Raw genomic sequence first — 26,718 nt, forward strand, 5'->3', positions numbered from 1 at the left:
CTCCCAGCACACGTTCAATGAAGGAGCCCTGATGGCTGACAACCGGGGCCGCACACTGGCGGAGAAGGTGTGGGACGCGCACACCGTCCGCCGCGGCGAAGGCGCCGAGCCCGATCTGCTCTACATCGACCTGCACCTGGTGCACGAAGTCACGAGCCCGCAGGCGTTCGACGGTCTGCGGCTGGCGGGCCGGCCGGTGCGCAGGCCCGATCTCACGATCGCGACCGAAGACCACAACGTCCCGACGGTGGACATCGAGCTGCCCATCGCCGACCCGGTGTCCCGCACGCAGGTCGACACCCTTCGCCGCAACTGCAAGGAGTTCGGCATCCGGCTGCACCCGATGGGCGATGCCGAGCAGGGCATCGTGCACGTCATCGGGCCGCAGCTCGGCCTCACGCAGCCGGGCATGACCGTGGTCTGCGGCGACAGCCACACCTCCACCCACGGCGCGTTCGGCGCGATGGCCTTCGGCATCGGCACGTCCGAGGTCGAGCACGTGCTCGCCACGCAGACCCTGCCCCTGCGCCCCTTCAAGACCATGGCGATCAACGTGGGCGGCAGCCTGCGTCCCGGGGTGACGGCGAAGGACATCATCCTGGCCGTCATCGCGAAGATCGGCACCGGCGGCGGGCAGGGCTACGTCCTGGAGTACCGGGGCAGCGCCATCGAGCAGCTGTCCATGGAGGCCAGGATGACCATCTGCAACATGTCGATCGAGGCGGGCGCCCGCGCGGGCATGATCGCCCCGGACGAGACCACCTTCGCCTACCTCAAGGACCGCCCGCACGCCCCCAAGGGCGCCGAGTGGGACGCCGCCGTGGCCAACTGGCGCCGGCTGCGCACCGACGACGACGCGGTGTTCGACGCCGAGGTCGACATCGACGCAGGCACGCTGACCCCGTACGTGACCTGGGGCACCAACCCCGGTCAGGGCCTCCCGCTGGACGCCAGTGTGCCCGACCCGGCCCAGATCGCCGACGAGACGGCGCGCTTCTCCGCCGAGAAGGCCCTGTCCTATATGGATCTTGAACCGGGCACCCCGCTGCGGCAGATCTCGGTGGACACCGTCTTCCTCGGCTCGTGCACCAACGGCCGGATCGAGGACCTGCGGGCCGCCGCCGAGGTGCTGCGCGGGCGCAAGGTGGCCGACGGCGTGCGGATGCTCGTCGTGCCCGGCTCGATGCGCGTCCGGCAGGCCGCCGAGGCCGAGGGGCTCGACGAGGTCTTCACGAAGGCCGGTGCCGAGTGGCGCCAGGCGGGCTGCTCCATGTGCCTGGGCATGAACCCGGACCAGCTCAAGCCGGGGGAGCGCAGCGCCTCCACCTCCAACCGCAACTTCGAGGGCAGGCAGGGCAAGGGCGGCCGGACCCACCTGGTGTCCCCGCTCGTGGCCGCCGCGACCGCCGTCCGGGGGACGCTGTCCTCCCCCGAGGACCTGGACTAGCCCCCGCCTCGCACACCGAGCCTGGACTCAAGGAGTAGCTGACCATGGAACCGTTCACCAAGCACACGGGCGTGGGGGTGCCCCTGCGCAGGTCCAACGTGGACACTGACCAGATCATCCCGGCCGTCTACCTCAAGCGTGTGAGCCGCACGGGCTTCGAGGACGGCCTGTTCGCCGCCTGGCGCGGCGACGAGACGTTCGTGCTCAACCAGGAGGCGTTCGCGAACGGCAGCGTGCTCGTCGCGGGCCCGGACTTCGGCACCGGCTCGTCCCGGGAGCACGCCGTGTGGGCCCTCATGAACTACGGCTTCCGGGTGGTCATCTCCTCCCGGTTCGCCGACATCTTCCGGGGCAACGCCGGCAAGCAGGGTCTGGTGGCCGCCCAGTGCGAGCAGGCGGACGTCGAACTGCTGTGGAAGATCCTGGAGAACGAGCCCGGCACGGAGGTCACGGTGGACCTCGAGGCGAAGACAGTGCGAGCCAAGGACTTCGTCGCGGGCTTCCAGATCGACGACTACACCCGCTGGCGGCTGCTCGAAGGACTCGATGACATCGCTCTCACCCTGCGACACGCCGACGAGATCGCGGCGTTCGAGGCCCAGCGGCCCTCCTGGAAGCCCGTGACCACCCCTTCAGCGGCTTCCTGAGACACGGATTCCCTGCTCAGAAAGGGAATCCGGGCCGGGTCCGAGGGGTCGGCGAACCACGCCAAACGGTGCCGGAAGGGGCCCCGAACGGGGCCATCGGGGGCGTAAGGGCGCACCCGATAAGGAAAAAATCCGCGTGCCGTTTGGAATTTGTGCTGCGTTGGTAATACCGTGTGCGCATGTCGGCCGGTGTGGCCGGGTAACAAGTAGTTCTTCTTGGAGGACTGGAATGGCCAACAAGGCCCAACTGATCGAGGCGCTCGCCGAGCGCCTGGGCGACAAGAAGGTCGCGGCGCAGGCTGTCGACAACCTCGTCGACATCGTCATCCGTACGGTCAACAAGGGCGAGAAGGTGAACATCACCGGCTTCGGTGTGTTCGAGAAGCGCGCCCGCGCTGCCCGTACCGCCAGGAACCCGCGGACCGGCGAGACCGTGCGCGTGAAGAAGACCAACGTCCCGGCCTTCCGTGCCGGCACGACCTTCAAGGACGTGGTCAGCGGCGCGAAGAAGCTGCCCAAGGCCACCACGGCCAAGCGGGCGACGGCCAGCACGCGCAGCACGGGCACGACGAGCCGGACGGCTGCCAGCCGCCCGACCGCGACCCGCAGCACCACCACCCGCACCCGTGCGACGACGGCTCGCAGCACGACGAGCCGCACCGCCACCAAGGCGGCCTCGACGAGGACCGCTGCCAAGACCACCGCCAAGGCGGCGCCGAAGAGCACCGCCGCGAAGGCGACGACGGCAAAGAAGGCCCCCGCCAAGGCCTCCACGGCGAAGAGCACCAGCAAGGCGGCGCCGAAGACGGCGTCGAGGTCGACGGCGAAGAAGACCACCGCCGCCGCCAAGAAGACGACCGCCCCGAAGAAGACCACGGCGGCCGCCAGGAAGAAGAAGTAAGCGGCATCAGGCCGTCAGGCCAGGCACCGCTCGGCAGGGCCCCGCGCATCCCGCGTGGGGCCCTGCCGCATGTTCAGGGGGTTTCGGACAGCCGCACCGCGGGCGAGGGCAGCGGGCTCGGCAGGTAGTGCGCGGCGACGAGCCTCGGGCCGTTGCCGTTGCCGCCCGTGGCGCTGGTGGCGAACGACAGCAGCCACAGCGAGCCCTTCTTGCTCGCCACGCCGCCGTCGGCCTTGGTCGCGGGCAACCGGACGCCGTCCCGCTCGGCCAGCGCCCGCACGAGACCGGGAATGACCCCGCCCTGGCTGCACACGAGCGGAGTGCCGCCCCCGCCCGCGATCGCGAGCAGCCGTGCCACGGCGCCGGCGGGGTCGTCCGTGTAGCCCTCCTCGGACAGCAGGGCCTCGTGGGCGACGTCGATGCCCAGATCGTCGGCGACGCCCCGCACCGTCTGCACACACCGCAGCCTCGGCGCGGAGAACACCCGGTCCGCACCGAACGCGCGGGCCAGCGGGCGCAGGCCGTCGGCCTGGCGTTGACCGGCCGCCGACAGCGGGCGCAGGTCGTCGTCGCCGGTCCAGTTCTCCCTGCTGCCCGCCTTGGCATGCCGCACGAGCAGCACGGTGGTCAGGTCCGCGGGCAGCTCGAGAAAGGCGTGCAGCACGCCACGGTCGGTGTCGTAGCTGAGCAGCGTGGCGGCGTCGCCCGGCGAAAGCCAGCGCAGTTCGTCGACTTCCTCATTGGGGACGAAACCGCCCTCGCCCGCTCGCGCGGAGAAGTAGTCGACGGTTTTGTCCCCTCCACCGACGGTGTATTCCACGCGCGTCAGGAAACGGCCGAGAACCGCGGCGAAGCCGGTTTCCTCCGCCAGTTCCCTGACGGCCGCCACGGGGGTCGTCTCCCCGGGATCGAGCTTTCCCTTCGGCAGTGACCAGTCGTCGTAACGGGGCCGATGCACGACGGCGATCTCCGTCTCGGCACCCGCACCGTGCCGCCACAGCACGGCTCCCGCGGCCCGCGTGTCCGGCCGGTGGTTCACTCCACTCACCCGATGGCTCCATGTTTGCGCAGCAGCTCGACCTGATGGTCGCGCACCTCGGTGGTGTCGGCGGGGGAGGGTATCCACTCGCCCGCGGCGCCCAGCACCCAGCACCGGGTCAGCGGATCGAGCGCCGAGTCGAGCACCTCGTCCAGCTGTGCGGCCAGCCGGGGGTCCTTGACCTGCACCATGGCCTCGATCCGGCGATCGAGGTTGCGGTGCATCATGTCGGCGCTGCCGATCCAGTACTCGTTCGCGCCACGGAAGTGGAAGACCCGGGAGTGCTCCAGGAACCGCCCGAGGATCGAGCGCACCACGATGTTGTCCGAGAGCCCCTCCACACCCGGCTTGAGCGCGCAGATGCCGCGCACGACGATCTCCACCGGGACGCCCGCCTGGGACGCGCGGTACAGCGCGTCGATCACCTGCTCGTCGACCAGCGAGTTGCACTTGATGCGCACCCCCGCGGGCCTGCCCTCGCGGGCGAGGTCGATCTCCGTGGCGATGCAGCGGAGGATGCCGTGCCGGATGCCGTGCGGTGAGGTGAGGATGTTGCGGTAGCTCGCCTGCCGCGAGTAGCCCGTGAGCACGTTGAACAGGTCGGTGAGGTCGGCGCCGATCGCCGGGTCGGCCGTCAGCAGGCCCACGTCCTCGTAGATGCGCGCGGTCTTCGGGTTGTAGTTGCCCGTGCCGAGGTGGCAGTAGCGGCGGATGGTCGAGCCCTCCTGGCGCACCACGAGCGCGACCTTGCAGTGCGTCTTGAGCCCCACCAGCCCGTAGACGACGTGCACACCGGCGCGCTCCAGCGTGCGCGCCCAGGTGATGTTGGCCTGCTCGTCGAAGCGGGCCTTGATCTCCACGAGCGCCACCACCTGCTTGCCCGCCTCGGCGGCGTCGATGAGCGCGTCGACGATCGGCGAGTCGCCCGAGGTCCGGTAGAGCGTCTGCTTGATGGCGAGGACCTTGTCGTCGTGCGCGGCCTGCTCGATGAACCGCTGCACGCTCGTGGAGAACGAGTCGTAGGGGTGGTGCACGAGCACGTCGCCGTCGCGCAGGGTCGAGAACACGCTCTTCGGCGTCTCCCGCTCACCGAACGCCGGATGCGTCGCCGGCACGAACGGACGGTCCTTGAGCTCCTTGCGGTCGACCGCGGCGAGCTGCATCAGGCAGTTGAGGTCGAGCAGCCCCGGCACCTCCACGACGTCGCGCGGATCGACCTCCAGCTCGCGCAGCAGGAGATCGAGCATGTGCTCGCTCATGTCCTGCGCCACCTCCAGCCGCACGGGCGGACCGAACCGGCGCTGGGCGAGCTCGCGTTCCAGGGCCTGCAGCAGGTCCTCGTCGCGGTCCTCCTCCACCTCGAAGTCGGCGTTGCGGGTGACGCGGAACACGTGGTGCTCGATCACCTCCATGCCGCTGAACAGTTCCCCGAGATGGGCGGAGATCAGCTCCTCCAGCGGCAGGAAGGTCGCGGTCCTGCTCTCCCGCTGGCGCTCGATGCGCACGAGCCGGGGCACGTTGTTGGGCACCTTCACCCGCGCGAAGCGCTCCATACCGCCCTCGGGGTCGCGCACGGTGACCGCCAGGTTGAGCGAGAGGCCCGAAATGTACGGAAAGGGGTGTGCGGGGTCGACGGCGAGCGGCGTGAGCACGGGAAAGATCTGCTCGCTGAAGTAGTGGGAAAGGCGAGCCCGGTCGGAGGCCTCCAAATCGGACCAGCGCACGATGCGGATGTCCTCGGCCTCGAGCGCGGGCCGCACCCGCTCCTCGAAGGCCGCCGTGTGCCGTTCCACCAGGTCCTGGTTGCGCTTGGCGATGTAGGACAGCTGCTCGCGCGGGGTGAGCCCGTCGGCGCTGCGCACGGAGAGGCCGGTCTCGTCCCTGCGCTTCAGCCCGGCCACCCGGACCATGTAGAACTCGTCCAGATTGGACGCGAAGATGGCGAGGAACTTCGCTCGCTCGAGCAGCGGCTGGGACTCGTCCTCGGCCAGCGCCAGCACCCGGGCGTTGAAGTCCTGCCAGGAGAGCTCCCGGTTGAAGTAACGGTCGTCGGGCAGGGCGTCGGCCAGCTGCTCGCCGCCGGTGGCCGCGGGCGGCGCCGACGGCACGGCGCTGGTGACGTCCTTGGCCCGCCCGTTGCCACCCGTCGCTCCCGGCGGGGGAGTGGTGGTGACCCGCCTTCCGTCGTCCGGCGGCCCTTCCGGCGCGGGAGTGCTCTCGTCGTTGCTCACATCAGCATTGTTCCTCACGAGTCGGCGCGATGCCGCCCCCTGAAGTCGACGTCTCGGTAAATCCCTAGCTGACGGCGCAGGCCTGTTCCAGCAGGGTCGCGGTGCGCTCGCCCAGCCCCAGCAGGCGGGCGTGCTCGAGGTCGGCGGGCGTGTCGACGTCCCCCCGCAGCGACGGCGCGGTCAGGCCGAGCGCGAGGGCACCCGACTCGCGGTGCGCGCGGGCCGAGCCCGCGCCGAAGCGGGGAGCCAGCGGCTGCCCCGCGGCGGACAGCAGCAGTGTCGTGCCCGTGCCGTGCCGGTCGGCGGTGAACGCCCTGCGCCCCGCGGCCTCGGCGATCGCCTCGGCGAGCTCGGCGGGCCGCAGGGCGGGCAGGTCGGCCTGCAGCGCGCCCACGACGCCGTGCGGATCGGCGGCCCGCAGCAGCCGCTCGCCGGCGCGCAGCGCCCCGTTGAGCCCGCGCTCGCCGTCCTCGCCCGCGATCTCCACGCCAAGGCCGCGCAGCGGTGCGAGCGTCTCCGGGTCGGAGCCGACCACCAGCACGCGGCGCACGCCGGGCGCCGCCGTCGCCGCCCGCAGCGTGTCGGCGGCGAGCGCGAACACGAGCGCGGCGTGGCAGCCGTCGTCCACCGGATCGGCGAACGCACCCCGCAGCCGTGACTTGCCCGCACGGGGAGGCTTCATCGGCACGACGAGATCGACGGCCGGGCCCGGACGACGAGGGCTCACTGTGGTCACCTCCCCATCTTTACCCAATCGGCGGCGCCGGTGCCTGTGGGAGGATGGCCACGCGTGTGAGAAGGAGGAACGTTGGCTGAACGCGAGAAGGGCGGCTTCTGGGTCGGGGCGGCCGCGGTGCTGTTCTACCCCCTGACGTGGATGGGGCGCAGTGTGTACCGGGACGCGGAGCGGATCCCGCGTGAGGGACCCGCGCTGCTCGTGCTCAACCACGTCTCGCACCTCGACCCGGCGGTGGACGCGGTGTTCGTGCACCGCAACCGGCGGGTGCCCCGGTTCATGGCCAAGGAGAGCCTGACCAGGATCCCGGTGTTCGGCAAGATCCTGCTCGGTTCGGGTGGCATCCCGGTGTCGCGGGGCACCACGGAGGCCGGGGACAGCCTCAAGGCGGCGCACCAGACCCTGCAGGACGGCAAGGTGGTGGTCATCTATCCGGAAGGGACGATCACCAAGGACCCTGAGGGCTGGCCGAAGCGCGCGTACACGGGTGTGGCGCGGCTCGCGCTGGCCAACGACGTTCCGGTGATCCCCATCGCGCGCTGGGGGACCCAGCGGATCTGGAACGGCTACACCAAGAAGTTCCGCCCGCTGCCGCGCAAGACCGTGGTGCACGCGGTGGGCGAGCCGGTCGACCTGTCCGCCTACCGCGGCAAGGAGCCCACCCCGGCGCTGTTGCGGGAGGTCACCGACCTGCTGATGGCCCGGGTGCTGGAGTTGCTCGTCGACGTGCGCGGCGAGCAGCCGCCCTCGAGGCAGGGGGATGGCGCCTGACATGGCGGTGAACTCGGTCACGGTGCTCGGCGCGGGCTCGTGGGGCACGACGTTCGCCAAGGTGCTGGCGGACGCGGGCCGCGACGTCACGATGTGGGCGCGCAGGCCCGAGGTCGCCGCGGAGATCCGCGACGAGCACACCAACACCGCCTACCTGCCGGGCGTGCGCCTGCCCGCGCGGCTGACGGCGACGGCGGACGCGGCCGAGGCGCTCGCCGGTGCCGAGGCGGTGGTGCTCGCGGTGCCGAGCCAGAGCCTGCGCGCGAACCTGACCGGCTGGCGGGAGCTGCTGCCGCGCGAGGCGATCCTGGTGAGCCTCGCCAAGGGCGTCGAGCTGGGCACCCTCAAGCGGATGAGCCAGGTGATCAGCGAGATCGCCGGGGTGAACGCCGACGAGGTCGTGGTGGTGTCGGGTCCGAACCTGGCGCGGGAGATCGCGCAGGAGCAGCCTGCCGCCGCCGTGCTGGCGTGCGCCGACCACGACCGTGCGGTGGCGATCCAGCAGGCGAGCTTCAACTCCTACTTCCGGCCCTACACCAACACCGACGTCGTGGGCTGCGAGCTGGGCGGCGCCTGCAAGAACGTCATCGCGCTGAGCTGCGGGATGGCGGCCGGGCTCGGGTTCGGGGCCAACACGATGGCGACGCTCATCACACGGGGGCTCGCCGAGACGGCGAGGCTGGGCGGCAAGCTCGGCGCCGACCCGCTGACGTTCGCAGGTCTGGCCGGGGTCGGCGACCTGGTGGCCACGTGCGCGTCGCCGCTGTCGCGCAACCGCACGTTCGGCGAGCGGGTGGGCCGGGGCGAGACGGTGGCGCAGGCGCAGGCCGCGGCCGGTGGTCAGGTGGCCGAGGGCGTCATGTCCTGCGTGTCGATCCGGGAGCTCGCGCGCGGCGTCGGTGTGGACATGCCGCTCACCGACGCCATGTACCGGGTGTGCCACGAGGGCGTCGACCCCGCGCGGGTCGGTGCGGAGCTGCTCGGCCGCCAGCAGAAGCACGAGTGGTCCTGATCCTGGCCCGCCCAGGAGATGGAACGCGTTTGACGGGCGCGGGCGGGCCTGGTTTCCTTGCGGGCGTGTTGACGCGAGGCTTTGCCGTACGGCGCGACCTGACCGGTGCGCGCCGCGCCGCCTGCGCGCTGTGTCCTTGCCGTTGTTGTCGGTGACCGACTCACCTGCCGGACGCCCCTCAACCCGTTCTTCCACTCTGCACTCGCAAGGACCACGTTTTCCCATGTTCGCCGTTCCTGAGAACACCATCGCGCCCATGCCTGCCGCCAATCCGCTGCTGCGCCACCCGGTGCGGATCGCGCTCGAGTTCGCCTCCGACCGGGACCGCTGGCGCAACCTGCTGCGCTACGACCCGGACGAGCGCTTCGCCGCGCTGCTCGAACGCACCGAGGCGCAGGAGGTGTGGCTGCTGAGCTGGCTGCCCGGCCAGCATGCCGAACCGCACGACCACGGTGAGACCACCGGCGCGTTCACGGTCGTGAGCGGCCAGCTCACCGAGACCGTCTACCGCCGCGCGCCGGACGGCCGGGTGCTGACCGAGGTGCACACGCCGTCGACCGGCCAGTCGCGGGTGTTCGGTCCCGGCTATGTCCACCAGGTGCGCAACGGCGGCCCCGACCCCGCCATCAGCGTGCACGTCTACCGTTCGGGTGGGCGCACGATGCGTCCGTACCACCTGGACCCGCTCACCGGTCCGGTCCGCGACTGAAGCCGGCCCAAAGCTCCCCAATGCCACATTTGTTCCATCCAGTGGAGCCAATGCGGCATTCGCTCCATCCAGTGGAGCGAATGCCGCATTGGGGAGCTTGCCGGCTACGCGGGGGTGCGGTGCGCGACGTGGTCCGGGATCGGGGTCTCCGCCGGGACGTAGGAGGCCGGGACGGGGGCGTCGAACACGGTCCGGATGGGCAGGACGCCCGCCCACGCCGGGTTGCCCTCCAGATCCTCCGGCTCCTCGGACGGCTCGCCGGCCCGGATCTTCACCGACGCCTCGGCGAGGTCGAGCGCGAGCACCACCACCGACGCGAGTTCCTTGGCGTTGGGCTCCCTGGCGTGTTCCCACGAGCCGGGTGAGAGGTGGTCGCTGACCACGCGCAGGCCGTGCAGCCGCTCGTCGGAGTCCTCGACGAGCCGGGCCCGGCCGTGCACGACGGCGCTGCGGTAGTTCATCGAGTGGTTGTTGAGCGAGCGTGCGTAGACGATGCCGTCGAGGATCGTCACGGTCAGGCACACGTCGACGCCGCCCGCGGCGGCCCTCAGGTTGCCTGATCCGGTCGAGCCGTGAAAATAGACGGTATCGCCGTCCCGGCCGTAGCCGGTGGGGAGGACGACGGGGGATCCGTTCAGCACCAGGCCGACGTGGCAGATCAGCGCGGCGTCGAGGACCTCGTGCAACGCGGCGCGGTCCTGAGCGGCCCGGTTCTTCTTGCGGGTCAGCGTGCTGCGCGGCGTCGACGACAGGGGCGGCAGGGTGGCGTGCTCGGGCATGGCTTCAGGTTTTCAGGGATAGTGGCCTTGAGGTATGGCCACTTTTTGGCGAGTGTAGGAGGCCACTTTGGCTCGCGGTGACACCGCGCTGCCGGTCAGGCTGGACCGCGGTTCCGACGTGCCGCTGGCGGTCCAGCTCGCCGACGCCCTGCGCGAGTCGGCGTCCACCGGCCATCTGCGCGGCGGCGACCGGCTGCCGTCCACCCGTGCACTGGCCAGCAGGCTCGGCGTCAGCCGCACCGTCACCTCCGCAGCCTACGAGCAGCTGCACGCCGAGGGCTGGATCCTCGGCAGGCACGGCTCGGGCACGTACGTCACCACCTCGCCGCCCGCCGCCCGCCCCGAACGGCGCGGCGGCGTGGTCGGGGAGGAGCCGTCCACCGACCTGATCGTGCTCACCCCCGGCGTGCCCTGGGCCGACGGGCTCGACCGGGCCGCGTGGCGCCGCGCGTGGCGCGCCGCCGCCGACACACCGCCGCTGTGGAACTCCCAGCGCTCGGGCCTGTCCGAGTACCGCGCCGCCATCGCCGAGCACCTGTTGCGGCACCGCGGCCTCGACGTCGGCACCGACTCGGTGCTCGCCACCGGCGGCACCACCGCCGCCGTGGTGGAGCTGGCCGCCGCCGTGCTGCGGCCCGGCGATCTCGTCGCCGTCGAGGAACCCGGCTACCAGCGGGCGGTGCACGCGTTCCGGCGGGCGGGCATGCGCGTGGCTCCCGTCCCGGTCGACTCCGAGGGGCTGCGCCCCGACGCCGTGCCGCCCGGTGCGCGGGCCGTCTACTGCTCACCCGCACACCAGTACCCGCTCGGCAGCCGGATGAGTGCCGCCCGCCGCGTCGAGCTCGTCGAGCGGGCGCGCGCGGAGAACCTCCTGGTGGTGGAGGACGACTACGACGGCGAACTCCGCTACGACGTGGCGCCGCTGCCGCTGCTCGCCGCGCTCGCCCCGGATGTCGTGGCGCATCTGGGCACCACCAGCAAGATCCTCACGCCGTCGCTGGGCGCGGGGTGGATGGTCGCACCGCCGTCGGTGACCTCGGCGGTGCTGGAGTATCGCGACCTCACCGGAACCCGGCCCTCCCCGGCGGGCCAGCGGGTGCTGGTCGAGCTCGCCCGCCACGGCGACCTGGGCCGGCATCTGCGCAGGCTGCGCAGGGAACTGTCCGAGCGCCGGTCGATGCTCGTCGGCGCGCTGCGGGACGCGAAGGTGCCCGTGCTCGGCGACGACGCGGGCGCGCACCTCGTCGTGCCGCTCGACTCGGCCGAGCAGGAGCGGGAACGCCTCGCCGAGGGCAGGCGGCGCGGCCTGCTGCTCGACGGGCTCGCGCGCCACTTCGCGCGCATCCCCACCGCGCACGGCGTCGCGGTCGGTTACGCGGGTTGTTCCCGCGAGGTGCTGCGCGACTGTCTGGGGGTGCTCGTCGACCTGTTGCGCCCGCGCCCCCGGTAGGGTGCCGCGCATGAGTAGCCGCAAAACGCGAGTGGCCGTCGTATTCGGCGGCCGCAGCACCGAGCACACCATCTCCTGTGTGTCCGCGGGCAGCGTGCTGGCGAACCTCGATCCCGACCGGTTCGAGATCGTCCCCATCGGCATCACCCGCGCCGGTGGCTGGGTGCTCGGCACGAGCGACCCGAAGGCGCTGGAGATACGTGGCCGCGACCTGCCGTCCGTGGAGGGCGGCAAGGCGCTCGTGCTGGCGGGCGACCCGACCAGCAGGGGGGTCGTCAGCCTGGAGCCCGGCGAGGAGGCCGAGGTGCTCGGCGGCGTCGACGTCGTGTTTCCCGTGCTGCACGGCGCGTTCGGCGAGGACGGCACCATCCAGGGCCTGCTGGAGCTGGCGGGCATTCCCTACGTGGGGGCCGGTGTGCTGGCCAGCGCCGCGGCGATGGACAAGGAGTACGCGAAGAAGCTGCTCGCGGCCGAGGGTCTGCCGGTCGGCCGGTATTCCACGGTCCGGCGTGGACAATCCACACTGGATGACGGTGAGCGCCAGCGGCTGGGCCTACCGGTGTTCGTCAAGCCGGCGAGGGCCGGCTCCTCCATCGGCATCAGCAAGGTCACCGACTGGGCCCGGCTGGACGAGGCGATCGTGCTGGCCAGGCAGACCGACCCGAAGGTGCTGGTGGAGTCGGCGGTGGCAGGCCGCGAGGTCGAGTGCGGCGTGCTGGAGTTCCCCGACGGCCGCGTCGAGGCGTCGCTGCCCGCCGAGATCCGCGTGCTGGGCGACGACGCCGACGCCTGGTACGACTTCGAGACCAAGTACCTCGGCGAGGACGCCGAGCTGGACATCCCCGCCAAGCTGGACGACTCGGTCACCGAGCGGCTGCGGGCCTGCGCCGTGCGCGCCTTCGCCGCGCTGGACTGCCAGGGCCTCGCGCGGGTGGACTTCTTCGTGGGTGAGGACGGGGAGCTGACCATCAACGAGGTCAACACCATGCCGGGCTTCACCACCACCTCGGCGTACCCGAAGATGTGGGCGGTCACGGGGGTGGACTACCCGACGCTGCTGGCCACGCTCGTGGACACGGCGATCGCGCGCGGCACCGGGCTGCGCTGAGGCCCGCGCGCTCAGCCGAAGCGCAGCGGCGTCTGCTTCAGCGTGGCGGCCACCGTGTCGGAGATCTGCTGGAGCGGGCCCGTCCCGGCGTCGGCGGGCACGGTCAGTGCCGCGTACACCGGACGGTCGACGACGTACCACGTGGACGAGCCCTCGCCGGGCACCTCCAGCCAGCGCACCCCGTTGATCTGGCGCAGCGACGACGTCCTGGTCAGTTCGGGCGGGCGGTCGAGCCCGCAGCGCAGCACGACCGGGTTGTCGAGACCCCAGGCCAGCGTCGCCGGGGGTGCCGGCTTGGCCAGCTCCCGGCGCTGCAGTTGCCGTCCCGCGGACTCCAGCTCGGCGGGGGCCGCGTCGATGAGCGCCGCGCACGTGCGGGAGTCCGCCTGCGGTGCGGGGATGGACACGAGCGGCAGCGGGCCCGGCTCGTCGGGGGAGTCCTCGCCCGACGACGACAGCAGCCCGAGTACGGCCACGGCGGCGGCCAGCGCGACGGCCAGCACGGCGGCAGCGATGATCAGCGCCCGGGGAGGCGCGCCGGTCTCGGTCACCGGGTCATGAGATCACAGGGTCACAGGTGCACCACGGGGCAGGTGAGGGTGCGGGTGATGCCCTCCACGTTCTGCACCTTCGCCACCACCAGCTGGCCCAGCTCGTCGACGTTGTCGGCCGCGGCGCGGACGATGACGTCGTAGGGGCCGGTGACATCCTCCGAGCTGGTCACGCCGGGCAGCCCGGCGATCTCGGCTGCGACGGAGGCTGCCTTGCCGACCTCGGTCTGGATGAGGATGTATGCGTGAACCACGGCGCGCCCCTTCGTCCGGATCAACAGCTCAAGCTCAAGATAGGAACGTTGGCAGCAACGTACCCCAACAGGGCAACGATCGGATATCCGACTAGTTGCCACCGACAGCCGGAGGTGTGTGTGGACGGCAGATCCGCGCAGGGCGACGACACCGTCGCGGCGAGGGGAGAGTTCGGGCTCATCCGCGCCGTGACCGCCGGCCGCAGCCAACCGTCGACCACCCTGCTCGGCCCCGGTGACGACGCCGCCGTGGTGGCCGCACCCGACGGCCGCGTCGTCGTGACCACCGACATGCTGGTGCAGGGCGTGCATTTCCGGCTGGACTGGTCCACGCCCGAGCACGTCGGCCGCAGGGCGGTGGCCGTCAACCTCGCCGACGTGGCCGCGATGGGCGCCGTGCCCACGTCCGTGGTCGTCGGCATCGGCTGTCCCAGTGACACCCCGGCCGCGCTCGTCACCGAACTGGTCGACGGGATGGCCGCCGAGGCGGGCCGCGCGCGCACCGGCGTCGTCGGCGGGGACATGGTCCGCGCCGACCAGATCGTGATCAGCATCACCGCACTCGGCGACCTCGGCGGCAGGCCACCCGTGACCAGGGCGGGCGCGCGGCCAGGCGACATCGTCGCGGTGTGCGGGCGGCTGGGCTGGGCCGCCGCCGGGCTTGCCGTGCTGGGCCGGGGTTTCCGGTCGCCGGTGGGCGTGGTCAACGCCCAGCGCTACCCGGAGCCGCCGTACGCGGCGGGACCCACGGCGGCCCTGGCCGGCGCCACCGCCATGATCGACGTGTCGGACGGCCTGCTCGCCGACCTCGGCCACATCGCGGAAAGCTCCGACGTGGGCATCGACGTGCAGACCGACCGGCTGCCCGTGCCGCAGAAGCTCACCGACGTGGGCAGCGCGCTCGGCGCGGACCCGCTGCACTGGGTGCTCACCGGTGGCGAGGACCACGCACTGGCGGCCACCTTCCCGTCGTTCACCGACCTGCCGGAGGGCTGGATCCGCATCGGCAGCGTGCTGCTGCCCGACACCGGCGTCACCGTGGACGGGCAGGCCTACGAGCGGGAAACCGGGTGGGAACACTGGCGCTGATCGGGTTGTATGGGCGGTCGTGGACATCCGTGTGACCGCTTTCGACCATCCCGACGCAGTCAAGCTCATCGACCTGGTGCAGCAGGAGTACGTCACCCGCTACGGCGAGCCGGACGTGACGCCGGTCGATCCCGCCGACTTCGCCCCGCCGCGCGGGCTGTTCGTCGTGGGCTACCTCGACGGCGTGCCGGTGGCGTGCGGCGGCTGGCGCGCGCACGACGGGCCCGCGCCCGAGTTCCGGCACGGCGACGCCGAGCTCAAACGCATGTTCGTGGTGCCGGACGCGCGGGGCAAGGGCTTCGCCCGCGCCCTGCTGGCGGAACTGGAGCGCACGGCCGCGCTGGCGGGCCGCACGCGGGCCGTGCTGGAAACCGGCACGGAGCAGCCGGAGGCGATCGCGCTGTACCGTTCGGCGGGCTACACCGACATTCCGAAGTTCGGCGTGTACAAACACACCCCGGAAAGCATCTGCCTGGCCAAGGAGCTCTAGATGGCGATCTACGCGCTCGGGGAGCTGGAGCCCAGCATCCACCCGGACGCCTACGTGCATCCCGACGCGACCGTGATCGGCGACGTGCGGATCGCGGCGCACGCCTCGGTGTGGCCGCAGACCGTGTTGCGCGGTGACCACGGCCACATCGAGATCGGCGAGCGGTCGAACGTGCAGGACGGCTGCGTGGTGCACTGCACGCGCGAGGACCCGACCGTGCTCGGTGCCGGTTCGGCCATCGGCCACTCCGTGCACGTCGAGGGTGCCCGGATCGGCACCGGCTGCCTCGTCGCATCCGGCTCGGTGGTGCTCAACGGCAGCGTGCTCGAGGACGGCGCCATGGTCGGCGCCGGGGCGGTGCTGTCGTATCGGTCCCACGTGCCGTCCGGCCACATCGCCCTCGGTGTTCCGGCGAAGACGCGGCCCAACACGTCGTTCGGCCCGGACCAGATCGCCGCCGTCGTGGAGAGCTACGTGCGGCGGGCGAAGCGGTTCCGGGCCGAACTCCGGCGGGTCGGCTAGTGGTCAGAACGACGGCCGCAGGAAACGTGGCGGCACGAACCGCGTGAACGCCGGCGGCAGCAGCCAGCCGTCGGGGTTCCCGAAGTCCAGCACGCGCCGGTAGGGCTCGTCGAACGCGGCCACGGCGGCATCGAGGTGCCGCGGCCGCAGGTCGCCCCAGTGCCCGGTCTCGACGCGATGCAGCAACGCCCGCAGCGCGACGATCTCCTCGGCGGCGCTGAACGCGCAGTGGTAGCCGCGGTCGACGTAGAGCTGGCGCAGCCGCTGCGGGTCGCCGTGGCGCCGCACCTGCTCGGCATACCAGCGCTGCTGGTCGGCGATCGCGCCGCCGTCGCCGGTGTTGTGCATGGTCAGCACCGGAGCCGGGGTGGTTCCGTGGGCGCTGAGGTTGTCGACGAAGCGGCGGGCCTCGTCGTCGGCGGTGATGCGCGGTGCCGTCTGCAGCAGGCGCAGGTCGGCGGCGAGTGCGGCCGGGTCGTGACCGTAGGCCTGGCGCACCAGGTCGCGGTAGGCCGAGCGCGCCAGCTGACGCCGGTAGTCCACGCCGGCGTTGCCGCTCGGGTTGCCGCCCACGCGCTGTTCGAGGTCGACCCTCCCGGCCGGTCCGATGCCCCAGATGTAGGCGTCGTGGATCCAGCTCGCCTGCTGGCGGATCCGTTCGATGAGCAGCTCGGGCTCGGGGTCGGGCACCGAGTACCAGCCCGGGATGTTGCCGAGCGCACCGGCCAGGGCCAGCCGGGCCCGGCCTTGCTCGGTCTCCAGTGCCCTCCGCACCGCCGCGAGGAGCCGGTCGGTGCTGCCCTGAGGGTCGCGGGGCTCGACCAGGTCGATGTCCTCGCCGGGCGCGAGCAGCGTCCTGACCACGAAGTTGATGTCGAGCGCGGTGTTCCAGCTCCCGTTGAAGTCGTACTCGGCGCACTGGGTGAGCACGCCGTCGAACCGCCCGGGGTGCAGCTCGGCGAGCCGGGCCGCGATGCCGCCGCCCATCGACATGCCGTTGCCCACGACGGTGCGCGGATCGGCCACGTGTTCGCGGAACCAGTCGAGCACGGCGACCTGGTCCTCCAGCGCGTCGGCGACCGCGAACCCGGTGCGGACCTTGTAGTCCGACCCGGCCAGTGCGTAGCCGTGGTCGAGCAGCCACTGCTCGGTGCGCGGGTGCGTGGTGAGCGCCACCTCCGGCGGGAGCGGTATGCCCGGCGGGTAGTAGCCGTGACTGAACAGCACCAGCGTGCCGTTCCAGTCCGGCGGCACCTCCACCCGGAACGCGGCACCGTCGATCGTGCCGGTGTGGCTGCGTCCCGCCTTGGCGGTGGCCGTCGCGGGCAGCACGGCGGCCAGCAGCACGGCCAGCAGCGCGAGCCCGGCGGCGCGGAACCATCGTCGTCCGCTCATCGTGTTCTCCGTTTCTCCCGGTTGATCCCTGCACGAGTACGTCGAACCAGAGCGCAGGAGATCGACACGGCCGCGCATCGATGACGAAAAGACGGTGGGCTACGCTCGCGTGCTGTGACCGCACGACCGCTGCACGAGATCATCGACCCCGGCTGGGCGCAGGCACTGGCCCCCGTCGAGGACAGGATCGCCGCGATGGGCGAGTTCCTGCGGGCCGAGGTGGCGGCGGGCCGCAGGTACCTGCCCGCGGGGGAGCACATCCTGCGCGCGTTCACGCAGCCGTTCGACGACGTGCGCGTGCTGATCGTGGGCCAGGACCCGTACCCGACGCCGGGGCATCCCATCGGGCTGTGCTTCGCGGTCGCCCCCGACGTGCGGCCCCTGCCGAAGAGCCTGATCAACATCTTCCAGGAGTACTGCGACGATCTCGGTCACCCGGCGCCGTCCTGCGGCGACCTGACGCCGTGGACCAAGCAGGGGGTGCTCCTGCTCAACAGGGCGCTCACCGTGCAGCCGGGCAGGCCGAACTCCCATCAGGGCAAGGGCTGGGAGGAGATCACCGAGCAGGCGATCAAGGCGCTGGCCGCCAGGGACAAGCCGCTCGTGGCGATCCTGTGGGGCAGCAACGCACGCAAGCTCAGGCCGCTGCTCGGTTCGGTGCCGTGTGTGGAGTCGGTGCACCCGAGCCCGATGTCGGCGCACAACGGCTTCTTCGGCTCACGGCCCTTCAGCAAGGCCAACGCCCTGCTGCAGCAACAGGGCGCCGACCCGATCGACTGGCAGCTTCCCTGACCGCGCGTCCCGCCACCCCAAAGCTCCCCAATGCGGCATTCGCTCCACTGGATGGAGCGAATGCCGCATTCGCTCCACTGAGTGGAACAAATGTGGCATTGGGGAGCAGTTGGCGTGCCGGACTCGCGCATGACAACGGCCCGGTGACCTGTGCGGTCACCGGGCCGTCGGCGAAGAAGCTGGGGTCAGCCCCGAACGACCTTGCCCGCCTTCAGGCAGGAGGTGCACACGTTCATGCGCTTCCTCTGGGAAAGCCCGACCTTGGCGTGCACGGTCTGGATGTTCGGGTTCCACCGGCGGTTGGTACGCCGGTGAGAGTGCGAGACCGACTTGCCGAAGCCCGGCCCCTTGCCACAGACGTCGCACACGGCAGCCACGTCGAACACTCCTCGAGAGAAATAGGTGCAAGAACCGCGCCCGGCACGGCCGGGCAACTCGATTAGCGTAACAGCCGGGTCGCTACCCTCGCGAAGAACCCCTGTAACCCGGTACGGAGGATACGCGGTGCGGGCCTTGGACGCGGTGGCCGTGCGCTCGTGGGCAGCCGCCTGCGTGCAGAGCCTGGACGCGCTGCGCACGGAGATCGACGGCATCAACGTCTACCCGGTCGCCGACTCCGACACCGGGTCGAACCTGCTGCACACGCTCACCGCCGCACACGCCGCGCTGGCCGCCGAGGCACACGTGGACGGGGCGGGCGAGGCGCTGCGCGTGCTCGCGCGCGGCGCGGTGGCCTCGGCCCGCGGCAACTCCGGGGTGATCATCTCGCAGGTACTGCGCGGGCTGGCCGAGTCCGCGGGCGAAGCCGCCGAGCTGGACGGTCCCGCGCTGGCCGCCGCGCTGCGCCGCGCCGACACGGTCGCCACCGAGGCCGTCGCCCGCCCGGTGGCGGGCACGATGCTCAGCGTCCTGCACGCCGTCGCCACCGCCGTCGGCGACGGCCCCCTCGGCGACGTCGCCGCCACGGCGGCCAAGACCGCCGCCGACGCGCTCGCCGAGACCCCGCGCCAGCTCGCCGCGCTGGCCGTCGCCGGTGTGGTGGACGCGGGCGGACGCGGCGTGGTCGCCGTGCTCGACGCGCTGGTGCGGGTCGTCACCGGGCAGGAGGAGCAGCCGCGGCGGGCGCTGGCCGCGGACCGGTTCGCCCCGGAGCCGCCGAGAGCATGGGAGGTCATGTACCTGCTGGCCGGAGCGGACGAGGCGGCGTTGCCCGCGCTGCGCAGGGCGCTGGCCGGGCTGGGCGACAGCGTGACCGTCGCGGGCGACGGCGCGGGCAACCACGCCGTGCACGTCCACTGCGCCGACATCGGCGCGGCGATCGAGGCCGGGCTGCGGCACGGCAGACCACACGCCGTCCGCGTCGAGCCGCTGATGACGCCCCCGCCCGCCGACAGCGCCGCCACGATGCAGGAGCGCGCCGTGGTCGCCGTCGTGCACGGCGACGGCGTGGCCGCGCTGCTCGGCGACGAGGGCGTGCCCGTGCTCGCCGTGCCCGCCGGGGCCGAGCCGAGCACCGAGGACCTGCTCGGGCTCGTCACCGGCACCGCGGCGAGTCACGTGACCGTGCTGCCGGGCGCTGTCGGGCTCACCGCGGCCGCCGAGCGGGCGGCAGGCCATCCGGTGCTGGACGACCGGGACGTCGTCGTGGTGCCGTGTGCCTCGCCGGTGCAGGTGCTCGCGGCGCTGGCGGTGCACGACCCCGCGCGGCGGGCGGGCACCGACGTGGTGGCGATGGCGGAGGCCGCCGCCGCGACCCGGCGCGGCGAGATCGTCGTCGCCCGCGAGGAGTCGATCACGTGGGTGGGCCGGGCCCACGCCGGGGACGTCGTGGGCCTCGTGGACGGCGAGGTGGTGCTCATCGAGGGCCCCCACGGCGTGCTGGCCGCAGCCACCACCGTGCTGGAACGCATGCTCGCGGTGGGCGGAGAGCTGGTCACGGTGCTGACCGGGACCGGGGCGCCCGAGGGAATCGAGGACGTCGTCGCCGCGCACCTGCGTGCCGCGCACCCGGAGGTCGAACTGGTGTGCTATTCCGGTGGGCAGACCGACGCACTGCTGCTGATGGGGGTCGAGTGAGGCTATGACGGGGTTGAGCGACCCGCTGACCGGCGTGGTCGGGAAGAAGGCCGCCGACGCGCTCGCGGGCTCCCTGGACCTGCACACCGTGGGCGACCTGCTGCGCCACTATCCGCGCCGCTACGCACGCCGCGGCGAGCTGACCGACATCGCCGGGCTGGAGCTCGGCGAGCACGCCACCGTGCTGGCGCGAGTCGAGCGCGCCACGAAGAAGCCCATGCGTGCCCGGCGCGGGTCCATCCTCGAGGTCACGATCACCGACGGCACCCGCAGGCTGTCCTGCGCGTTCTTCGGCAACCAGGCCTGGCGCGAGCGCGAGCTGAGGCCCGGCAAGACGGCGCTGTTCGCGGGCAAGGTCACCGCGTTCCGCAACACCCTGCAGCTGGCCAACCCCGAGTACGAGCTGATCGAGGACGCCGAGGACGGGCTCTCCACAATGGACAGCTTCCTCGCCGAGATCATCCCGGTGTACCCCGCCGCGGCGGGCGTCCAGTCGTGGACCATCGCCCGGGCGGTCCGGCAGGTGCTGGGGACGCTGGAGATCGGCGAGGACCCGCTGCCGGAGTGGCTGCGGGCCAAGTACCGCCTCGACCCTCTCGCCGACGCACTCCAGCAGATCCACCGGCCGGAGAGCTGGGAACGGCTCGACGCCGCGCGCGTGCGGCTCAAGTGGGACGAGGCGCTGGCCGTGCAGCTGATCTTCGCGCAACGCCGGTACTCGGCGGTGTCGCGGCCCGCGCCCGCCTGCCCGCCCAAGCAGGGCGGCATCGCGGAGGCGTTCGACGCGCGGCTGCCGTTCACGCTCACCGAGGGGCAGCGGGAGGTCGGCGAGGCCATCGCGGCCGACCTGGCCGGGGAGCACCCGATGAACCGGCTGCTGCAGGGTGAGGTCGGCAGTGGCAAGACGATCGTCGCCCTGCGCGCCATGCTGCAGGTCGTGGACGCGGGCAAGCAGGCGGCGCTGCTGGCGCCCACCGAGGTGCTCGCCGCCCAGCACGCCCGCTCGCTGCGGGAACTGCTCGGCGACCTGGGCAACGCGGGGGAACTGGGCGCCGCCGAGAACGCCACGCGCGTCACGCTGCTCACCGGGTCGATGCCCGCCAGGGAACGCAAGCAGGCGCTGCTCGACGCGGCCAGCGGCGCGGCGGGCATCGTCGTCGGCACGCACGCGCTGATCCAGGACCACGTCAGCTTCGCCGACCTCGGCCTCGCGGTCGTCGACGAACAGCACCGGTTCGGCGTCGAACAGCGCGACGCGCTCCGCTCGCGGGGCGCCGACCTCACCAGCCCCCACGTGCTGGTGATGACGGCGACACCGATCCCGAGGACCGTCGCCATGACCGTCTACGGCGATCTCGAAGTCTCGTCGCTGCGAGAGCTGCCCGCCGGGCGCTCGCCGATCTCCACGACCGTGGTTCCGGTGGCCGAGAAGCCCGCGTGGCTCGACCGGGCGTGGGAGCGGCTGGCCGAGGAGGTCGGCAAGGGGCATCAGGCCTACATCGTGTGCCCGCGCATCGGCGACGAACCCGCCTCGGACACGGGCGACCGGCGGCCCGCGATCGCGGTGCTCGACCTGGCACCGCAACTGGAGGAGGGTCCGCTCGCGGGGTTGCGCATCGGCGTGCTGCACGGGCGGATGCCCGCCGACGAGAAGGACGCGGTCATGCGGGGTTTCGCCCGTGGCGATCTCGACGTCCTCGTGGCCACCACGGTGATCGAGGTGGGCGTCAACGTGCCGAACGCGACGCTGATGGTGATCATGGACGCCGACCGGTTCGGGGTCAGTCAGCTGCACCAGCTGCGCGGCCGGGTGGGCCGGGGCGACGTGCCGGGGCTGTGCCTGCTGGTCACGGACGCTCTCGACGGCACGAGCACCCGCGCGCGGCTGGCCGCGGTGGAGTCGACCCTCGACGGGTTCGAGCTGTCCAAGCTGGACCTGGAGCTGCGCAGGGAGGGCGACATCCTCGGCGCCGCGCAGTCGGGCACCCGCTCCGGGCTCAAGCTGCTGTCGCTGCTGGAGGACGAGTTCCTCATCGCGCAGGCACGCACGGTGGCGCAGGGCATCGTGGAGGAGGACCCGGCGCTGGGCAGCCACCTCGGGCTCGCGCACCTCGTGGCCGAGGTCGTGGACGCCGACCGGGCGGAGTACCTGGAGAAGTCCTGACCCCCGATCGTGGTACTCCGCTTTCGTGCTCGCCGCGTGCGGGGTAGACGGGGGCGCATGGGAAACCGACTGCCACGCGCCCTGCTCGCCGTCTGTGCCGCGACCCTGCTGACCCTGCCGACCATGACCGTCGCGCACGCCGAGGCCGGTGAGCAGGTCAACCCGCCGAACTGGGGGCTCGACCGGATCGACCAGCGAGCCGGCGGCGAGGCCCTCGACCAGCGCTACGCCTACGACTCCGACGGCGCGGGCGTGACCGTGTACGTCATCGACACCGGCGTCGACGGCACGCATCCCGACTTCGGCGGCCGGGTCTCCGGCGGCAAGGACTTCGTCGACGGCGACGACCATCCCACCGATCTCAACGGGCACGGCACGAACCTGGCCGGCCTCGTCGCCGGAGAGGCCTACGGGGTCGCGAAGGCCGCGCGGATCGTGCCGGTGCGGGTGCTCGACGCGAACGGCAGCGGCGACGGGCTCAGCATCATCTCCGGCATCGACTGGGTGGCCAACAACGCCACGCAGCCCGCGGTGGCCGTCATCGGCGTCGGCGGACCGGCGAGCGAGCCGGTGGACCAGGCCGTGCGCGGCCTGGCCGAGCTGATGCCGGTCGCCGTGCCCGCGGGCGGCGCCGGCGCCGACGCCGGGCAGAGCTCTCCCGCGCGCATTCCCGAGGTGCTGACCGTCGCCGCGAGCGACAGGGCGGACAGGGCGGCTCCCGACTCGAACTTCGGCCCTGCCGTCGACCTCTACGCGCCGGGCGTGGAGATCGAGGCGCCCGGCCTCGGCGCGAGCACGGCCCGGCTGTCCGGGACGTCGGCGGCCGCGGCACACGTCGCGGGCGTGGCGGCGCTGTACCGGTCGCGGCACCCGGAGGCCACGCCGCAGCAGGTCGCCGACGCGCTGACGGCGAACGCGACGACGGACACCCTGAGTGGCGTTCCGGAGCGGACCGTGAACCGGCTGGTCAGTACGCTGTCCGGGGGGCAGAATCCCGGATGAGGTCCATCACTTGGGAGTGAACTCCCGACCAGCGGGACTTTCGAGGTAACGTGCCTCGCGACCGATCCGCACAAAAGGGAAGGACCGGGGATGTTCCGCAAGGTGCTCGTCGCCAACCGTGGCGAGATCGCTATCCGTGCGTTCCGTGCCGCTTACGAGCTGGGTGCCGGGACGGTTGCCGTGTTCCCGCACGAGGACCGCAACTCACTGCACCGGCTCAAGGCCGACGAGGCCTACGAGATCGGCGAGCCGGGGCATCCCGTGCGGGCCTACCTGTCGGTGGACGAGATCGTGCGCGCCGCCCGCAGGGCGGGCGCCGACGCGGTCTATCCCGGCTACGGCTTCCTCTCGGAGAACCCCGACCTGGCGCGGGCGTGTGAGGACGCGGGCATCACCTTCGTCGGTCCCAGCGCCGACATCCTGGAGCTGACCGGCAACAAGGCCCGTGCGGTCGCCGCCGCCCGGGAGGCCGGGGTGCCCGTGCTCGGCTCGTCGGCGCCGTCGTCCGATGTGGACGCCCTGGCCGCCGCGGCCGAGGAGCTGGGCTTTCCCGTGTTCGTCAAGGCCGTCGCCGGTGGTGGCGGCCGCGGCATGCGCCGCGTCGAGGATCCCGCGCAGCTGCGGGACGCGATCGAGGCCGCCTCGCGCGAGGCCGAGTCGGCGTTCGGCGACCCCACGGTGTTCCTGGAGAAGGCCGTGGTGGAGCCCCGGCACATCGAGGTACAGATCCTCGCCGACGGCGAGGGCAACGTCATCCACCTCTTCGAGCGCGACTGCTCGGTGCAGCGGCGGCACCAGAAGGTGATCGAGCTGGCACCCGCGCCGAACCTCGACCCGGAGCTGCGGGAGCGGATCTGCGCCGACGCGGTGAAGTTCGCGCGCCAGATCGGCTACCGGAACGCGGGCACGGTGGAGTTCCTCGTCGACCGCGACGGCAACCACGTCTTCATCGAGATGAACCCGCGCATCCAGGTGGAGCACACGGTGACCGAGGAGGTCACCGACGTCGACCTGGTGCAGTCGCAGCTGCGCATCGCCTCGGGGCAGACGCTGGCCGACCTCGACCTGGCACAGGAGAAGGTCTACCTGCGCGGTGCGGCGATGCAGTGCCGCATCACCACCGAGGACCCGGCCAACGGGTTCCGGCCCGACACCGGCATGATCAGCGCCTACCGCTCGCCGGGCGGCTCCGGCATCCGGCTCGACGGCGGCACCGCCTTCTCCGGCACGGAGATCAGCGCGCACTTCGACTCCATGCTCGTCAAGCTCACCTGCCGCGGCCGGACGTTCGCCACCGCCGTCGGCAGGGCGCGCCGCGCACTGGCCGAGTTCCGCATCCGCGGCGTCGCGACGAACATCCCGTTCCTGCAGGCGGTGCTCGACGACCCGGACTTCCAGGCAGGGCGAGTCACGACGGCGTTCATCGAGGAGCGGCCGCATCTGCTCACCGCGCGGCACTCCGCCGACCGCGGCACGCGCCTGCTGACCTACCTCGCCGACGTCACGGTGAACAAGCCCAACGGCGAGCGGCCGAGGCTCATCGACCCGGACCGCAAGGTGCCCGCGCTGCCCGAGGGCGAACCGCCCGCCGGGTCGAAGCAGAAGCTCACCGAGCTGGGCCCGGAGGGCTTCGCGCGCTGGATCAGGGAGTCGTCGACGGTGGGCGTCACCGACACGACCTTCCGCGACGCGCACCAGTCGCTGCTGGCCACCCGCGTGCGCACCAAGGACCTGCTGGCCATCGCGCCGGTCGTGGCGCGCACGGTGCCGCAGCTGCTGTCGGTGGAGTGCTGGGGTGGCGCCACCTACGACGTGGCGCTGCGGTTCCTCGCCGAGGACCCGTGGGAGCGGCTGGCGGCGCTGCGTGAGGCCATGCCGAACCTCTGCCTGCAGATGCTGCTGCGCGGGCGCAACACCGTCGGTTACACGCCGTACCCGACCGAGGTCACCGACGCCTTCGTGGAGGAGGCCACGGAAACCGGCATCGACATCTTCCGCATCTTCGACGCGCTCAACGACGTCGAGCAGATGCGGCCCGCGATCGAGGCGGTGCGCGCCACCGGATCGGCGGTCGCGGAGGTGGCCATGTGCTACACCTCCGACCTGTCGAACCCGGCGGAGAAGGTCTACACGCTCGACTACTACCTGAAGCTGGCCGAGCAGATCGTCGGTGCAGGCGCGCACGTGCTGGCGATCAAGGACATGGCCGGCCTGCTGCGGGCGCCCGCGGCGGTGAAGCTGGTGACGGCACTGCGGCGGGAGTTCGACCTGCCGGTGCACATCCATACCCACGACACGGCCGGCGGCCAGCTCGGCACGTACCTGGCCGCGATCGGCGCGGGTGCCGACGCCGTGGACGGTGCCGTGGCGTCGATGGCGGGTACGACGTCGCAGCCGTCGCTGTCGGCGATCGTGGCGGCCACCGACTACTCCGACCGGCCCACCGGCCTGGACCTGCAGGCGATCGGCGAGCTGGAGCCGTACTGGGAGATCGTGCGCAAGATCTACGCGCCGTTCGAGGCGGGCCTCGCGTCGCCGACGGGTCGCGTGTACCACCACGAGATCCCCGGCGGGCAGCTGTCGAACCTGCGCACGCAGGCACGGGCGCTGGGCCTCGGCGACCGGTTCGAGGACATCGAGGCGATGTACGCCGCCGCCGACCGGATCCTGGGCCACCTGGTGAAGGTGACGCCGTCGTCGAAGGTCGTCGGCGACCTGGCACTGCACCTGGTGGGTGCGGGTGTCTCGCCCGAGGAGTTCGAGGCCGAGCCGGGCAGGTTCGACATCCCGGACTCGGTGATCGGGTTCCTGCGCGGTGAGCTGGGCGACCCGCCCGGTGGCTGGCCGGAGCCGTTCCGCACCAAGGCGCTGGAGGGCAGGGCCGAGCCGAGGCCGGTGGCCGAGCTGACCGAGGCCGACCGCGAGGAGCTGGAGAAGGACCGCAGGGCGGCGTTGAACCGGCTGCTGTTCCCCGGGCCGACCAAGGAGTTCGAGACGCACCGCGAGGCCTACGGTGACACGAGCGTGCTGCCGAGCAAGGACTTCTTCTACGGGCTGCGCCCCGGCGAGGAGTACGCGGTGGACCTGGAGCCGGGTGTGCGGCTGCTCATCGAGCTGGAGGCGATCGGCGAGGCCGACGAGCGCGGCATGCGCACGGTGATGGCGACGCTGAACGGCCAGTTGCGGCCGATCCAGGTGCGGGACCGGTCGGTGGCCTCCGACCTGCCTGCCAAGGAGAAGGCGGACAAGAACAACCCGAAGCACGTCGCGGCGCCGTTCGCGGGGGTGGTGACGGCCCAGGTCGCCGAGGGCGACCGCATCGAGGCCGGCGCCACCGTCGCCACCATCGAGGCGATGAAGATGGAGGCGGCGATCACCGCCCAGGAGGGCGGCGTCGTGCAACGGCTGGCCATCAACAACGTGCAACAGGTGGAAGGCGGCGACCTCCTCATCGTCCTGGAGTAACCGCGAGTCCTGCGCTCAGACCCGCGAGTCCTGCGCTCAGACCCGCGAGTTCTGCGCTCAGACCCGCGAGTTCTGCGTCCAGACCCGC

The 26,718-nt window shown here is 72.0% G+C and carries 24 protein-coding genes; 16 read left to right on the plus strand and 8 right to left on the minus strand.

Going from position 1 to position 26,718, the window contains the following annotated elements:
• Positions 1 to 31 precede the first annotated feature (31 nt).
• The 3 genes from leuC (at position 32) to BAY60_RS12100 (ending at position 2,995) form a co-directional block, all read left to right on the plus strand.
• Positions 32 to 1,447 (plus strand): 3-isopropylmalate dehydratase large subunit, encoded by a 1,416-nt coding sequence (leuC, locus tag BAY60_RS12090; protein WP_112281048.1) that lies wholly within the window; start codon positions 32 to 34, stop codon positions 1,445 to 1,447.
• Between the two features lie 44 nt (positions 1,448 to 1,491).
• Positions 1,492 to 2,094, plus strand: a complete 603-nt coding sequence (gene leuD, locus BAY60_RS12095) for a 3-isopropylmalate dehydratase small subunit (protein ID WP_112281049.1) — start codon at positions 1,492 to 1,494, stop codon at positions 2,092 to 2,094.
• Between the two features lie 229 nt (positions 2,095 to 2,323).
• Positions 2,324 to 2,995: an HU family DNA-binding protein gene (locus tag BAY60_RS12100; protein ID WP_112281050.1), complete on the plus strand. Its 672-nt coding sequence runs from the start codon at positions 2,324 to 2,326 to the stop codon at positions 2,993 to 2,995.
• 73 nt (positions 2,996 to 3,068) lie between these two features.
• Here BAY60_RS12100 and BAY60_RS12105 read toward each other — a convergent pair whose 3' ends face one another.
• The 3 genes from BAY60_RS12105 to cofC all read right to left on the minus strand — a co-directional run bounded on the left by BAY60_RS12105 (position 3,069) and on the right by cofC (position 6,947).
• Positions 3,069 to 4,043: an NUDIX hydrolase gene (locus BAY60_RS12105; protein ID WP_245992459.1), complete on the minus strand. Its 975-nt coding sequence runs from the start codon at positions 4,041 to 4,043 to the stop codon at positions 3,069 to 3,071.
• Positions 4,040 to 6,265 (minus strand): RNA degradosome polyphosphate kinase, encoded by a 2,226-nt coding sequence (locus BAY60_RS12110; RefSeq protein WP_245992460.1) that lies wholly within the window; start codon positions 6,263 to 6,265, stop codon positions 4,040 to 4,042. The genes BAY60_RS12105 and BAY60_RS12110 overlap by 4 nt, the downstream gene beginning before the upstream one ends.
• A gap of 64 nt (positions 6,266 to 6,329) precedes the next feature.
• Positions 6,330 to 6,947, minus strand: coding sequence for a 2-phospho-L-lactate guanylyltransferase (cofC, locus tag BAY60_RS12115; protein WP_112281052.1), 618 nt, complete (start codon positions 6,945 to 6,947; stop codon positions 6,330 to 6,332).
• A 126-nt stretch (positions 6,948 to 7,073) separates the two neighbouring features.
• Between cofC and BAY60_RS12120 the strand changes: the two genes are divergently transcribed.
• The 3 genes from BAY60_RS12120 to BAY60_RS12130 all read left to right on the plus strand — a co-directional run bounded on the left by BAY60_RS12120 (position 7,074) and on the right by BAY60_RS12130 (position 9,493).
• Positions 7,074 to 7,772, plus strand: coding sequence for a lysophospholipid acyltransferase family protein (locus BAY60_RS12120; RefSeq protein ID WP_112281053.1), 699 nt, complete (start codon positions 7,074 to 7,076; stop codon positions 7,770 to 7,772).
• A 1-nt stretch (position 7,773) separates the two neighbouring features.
• Positions 7,774 to 8,784 carry an NAD(P)H-dependent glycerol-3-phosphate dehydrogenase gene (locus BAY60_RS12125; RefSeq protein ID WP_112281054.1) on the plus strand — a complete coding sequence of 337 codons (1,011 nt, stop codon included), beginning with the start codon at positions 7,774 to 7,776 and terminating at the stop codon, positions 8,782 to 8,784.
• A gap of 223 nt (positions 8,785 to 9,007) precedes the next feature.
• A complete protein-coding gene (locus BAY60_RS12130; RefSeq protein WP_112281055.1) occupies positions 9,008 to 9,493 on the plus strand; it encodes a cysteine dioxygenase in 486 nt (161 codons plus the stop codon).
• A 104-nt stretch (positions 9,494 to 9,597) separates the two neighbouring features.
• On the opposite strand, the gene BAY60_RS12135 is transcribed toward BAY60_RS12130, so the two are convergent.
• On the minus strand, positions 9,598 to 10,272 hold the full coding sequence (locus BAY60_RS12135; protein ID WP_112281056.1) for a pyridoxamine 5'-phosphate oxidase family protein: 675 nt from the start codon (positions 10,270 to 10,272) through the stop codon (positions 9,598 to 9,600).
• 67 nt (positions 10,273 to 10,339) lie between these two features.
• On the opposite strand from BAY60_RS12135, the gene pdxR reads away from it, so the two are divergent.
• Positions 10,340 to 11,722: a MocR-like pyridoxine biosynthesis transcription factor PdxR gene (pdxR, locus tag BAY60_RS12140; RefSeq protein ID WP_112281057.1), complete on the plus strand. Its 1,383-nt coding sequence runs from the start codon at positions 10,340 to 10,342 to the stop codon at positions 11,720 to 11,722.
• A gap of 10 nt (positions 11,723 to 11,732) precedes the next feature.
• Positions 11,733 to 12,830: a D-alanine--D-alanine ligase family protein gene (locus tag BAY60_RS12145; RefSeq protein WP_112281058.1), complete on the plus strand. Its 1,098-nt coding sequence runs from the start codon at positions 11,733 to 11,735 to the stop codon at positions 12,828 to 12,830.
• A gap of 11 nt (positions 12,831 to 12,841) precedes the next feature.
• Here BAY60_RS12145 and BAY60_RS12150 read toward each other — a convergent pair whose 3' ends face one another.
• Both BAY60_RS12150 and BAY60_RS12155 read right to left on the minus strand, forming a co-directional pair.
• Positions 12,842 to 13,381, minus strand: a complete 540-nt coding sequence (locus BAY60_RS12150) for a DUF3515 domain-containing protein (protein WP_112281059.1) — start codon at positions 13,379 to 13,381, stop codon at positions 12,842 to 12,844.
• Between the two features lie 20 nt (positions 13,382 to 13,401).
• The gene (locus BAY60_RS12155) at positions 13,402 to 13,635 is read right to left on the minus strand and encodes an Lrp/AsnC family transcriptional regulator (protein WP_112281060.1); all 234 of its coding nucleotides are present in this window, start codon (positions 13,633 to 13,635) and stop codon (positions 13,402 to 13,404) included.
• 120 nt (positions 13,636 to 13,755) lie between these two features.
• On the opposite strand from BAY60_RS12155, the gene BAY60_RS12160 reads away from it, so the two are divergent.
• From BAY60_RS12160 to BAY60_RS12170, 3 genes are read left to right on the plus strand one after another with little or no spacing between them, the layout of a single operon-like run.
• Positions 13,756 to 14,724: a thiamine-phosphate kinase gene (locus tag BAY60_RS12160; protein WP_112281061.1), complete on the plus strand. Its 969-nt coding sequence runs from the start codon at positions 13,756 to 13,758 to the stop codon at positions 14,722 to 14,724.
• Positions 14,725 to 14,743: 19 nt separating this feature from the next.
• On the plus strand, positions 14,744 to 15,214 hold the full coding sequence (locus BAY60_RS12165; RefSeq protein WP_112281062.1) for a GNAT family N-acetyltransferase: 471 nt from the start codon (positions 14,744 to 14,746) through the stop codon (positions 15,212 to 15,214).
• On the plus strand, positions 15,215 to 15,736 hold the full coding sequence (locus BAY60_RS12170; RefSeq protein ID WP_112281063.1) for a gamma carbonic anhydrase family protein: 522 nt from the start codon (positions 15,215 to 15,217) through the stop codon (positions 15,734 to 15,736). It abuts the gene before it with no gap.
• A 3-nt stretch (positions 15,737 to 15,739) separates the two neighbouring features.
• Here the strand turns inward: BAY60_RS12170 and BAY60_RS12175 are convergent, their stop codons facing one another.
• Positions 15,740 to 17,131, minus strand: coding sequence for an alpha/beta hydrolase family protein (locus BAY60_RS12175; RefSeq protein ID WP_112281064.1), 1,392 nt, complete (start codon positions 17,129 to 17,131; stop codon positions 15,740 to 15,742).
• Between the two features lie 114 nt (positions 17,132 to 17,245).
• Here BAY60_RS12175 and BAY60_RS12180 point away from each other — a divergent pair, with 114 nt between their 5' ends.
• On the plus strand, positions 17,246 to 17,923 hold the full coding sequence (locus tag BAY60_RS12180) for a uracil-DNA glycosylase (RefSeq protein ID WP_112281065.1): 678 nt from the start codon (positions 17,246 to 17,248) through the stop codon (positions 17,921 to 17,923).
• A 185-nt stretch (positions 17,924 to 18,108) separates the two neighbouring features.
• On the opposite strand, the gene rpmB is transcribed toward BAY60_RS12180, so the two are convergent.
• Positions 18,109 to 18,300, minus strand: a complete 192-nt coding sequence (rpmB, locus tag BAY60_RS12185) for a 50S ribosomal protein L28 (protein ID WP_112282329.1) — start codon at positions 18,298 to 18,300, stop codon at positions 18,109 to 18,111.
• Positions 18,301 to 18,427: 127 nt separating this feature from the next.
• On the opposite strand from rpmB, the gene BAY60_RS12190 reads away from it, so the two are divergent.
• The 4 genes from BAY60_RS12190 to BAY60_RS12205 all read left to right on the plus strand — a co-directional run bounded on the left by BAY60_RS12190 (position 18,428) and on the right by BAY60_RS12205 (position 26,630).
• Positions 18,428 to 19,999: a DAK2 domain-containing protein gene (locus BAY60_RS12190; RefSeq protein ID WP_112281066.1), complete on the plus strand. Its 1,572-nt coding sequence runs from the start codon at positions 18,428 to 18,430 to the stop codon at positions 19,997 to 19,999.
• 4 nt (positions 20,000 to 20,003) lie between these two features.
• Positions 20,004 to 22,163, plus strand: coding sequence for an ATP-dependent DNA helicase RecG (recG, locus tag BAY60_RS12195; RefSeq protein ID WP_112281067.1), 2,160 nt, complete (start codon positions 20,004 to 20,006; stop codon positions 22,161 to 22,163).
• Positions 22,164 to 22,220: 57 nt separating this feature from the next.
• Positions 22,221 to 23,165 carry a S8 family peptidase gene (locus BAY60_RS12200; protein WP_112281068.1) on the plus strand — a complete coding sequence of 315 codons (945 nt, stop codon included), beginning with the start codon at positions 22,221 to 22,223 and terminating at the stop codon, positions 23,163 to 23,165.
• Between the two features lie 90 nt (positions 23,166 to 23,255).
• Positions 23,256 to 26,630, plus strand: coding sequence for a pyruvate carboxylase (locus BAY60_RS12205; protein ID WP_112281069.1), 3,375 nt, complete (start codon positions 23,256 to 23,258; stop codon positions 26,628 to 26,630).
• Positions 26,631 to 26,718: the final 88 nt, after the last annotated feature.

The organism is Prauserella muralis (genome assembly GCF_003202285.1).
In the GTDB taxonomy this organism is placed as follows: Bacteria; Actinomycetota; Actinomycetes; order Mycobacteriales; family Pseudonocardiaceae; genus Prauserella_B; species Prauserella_B muralis.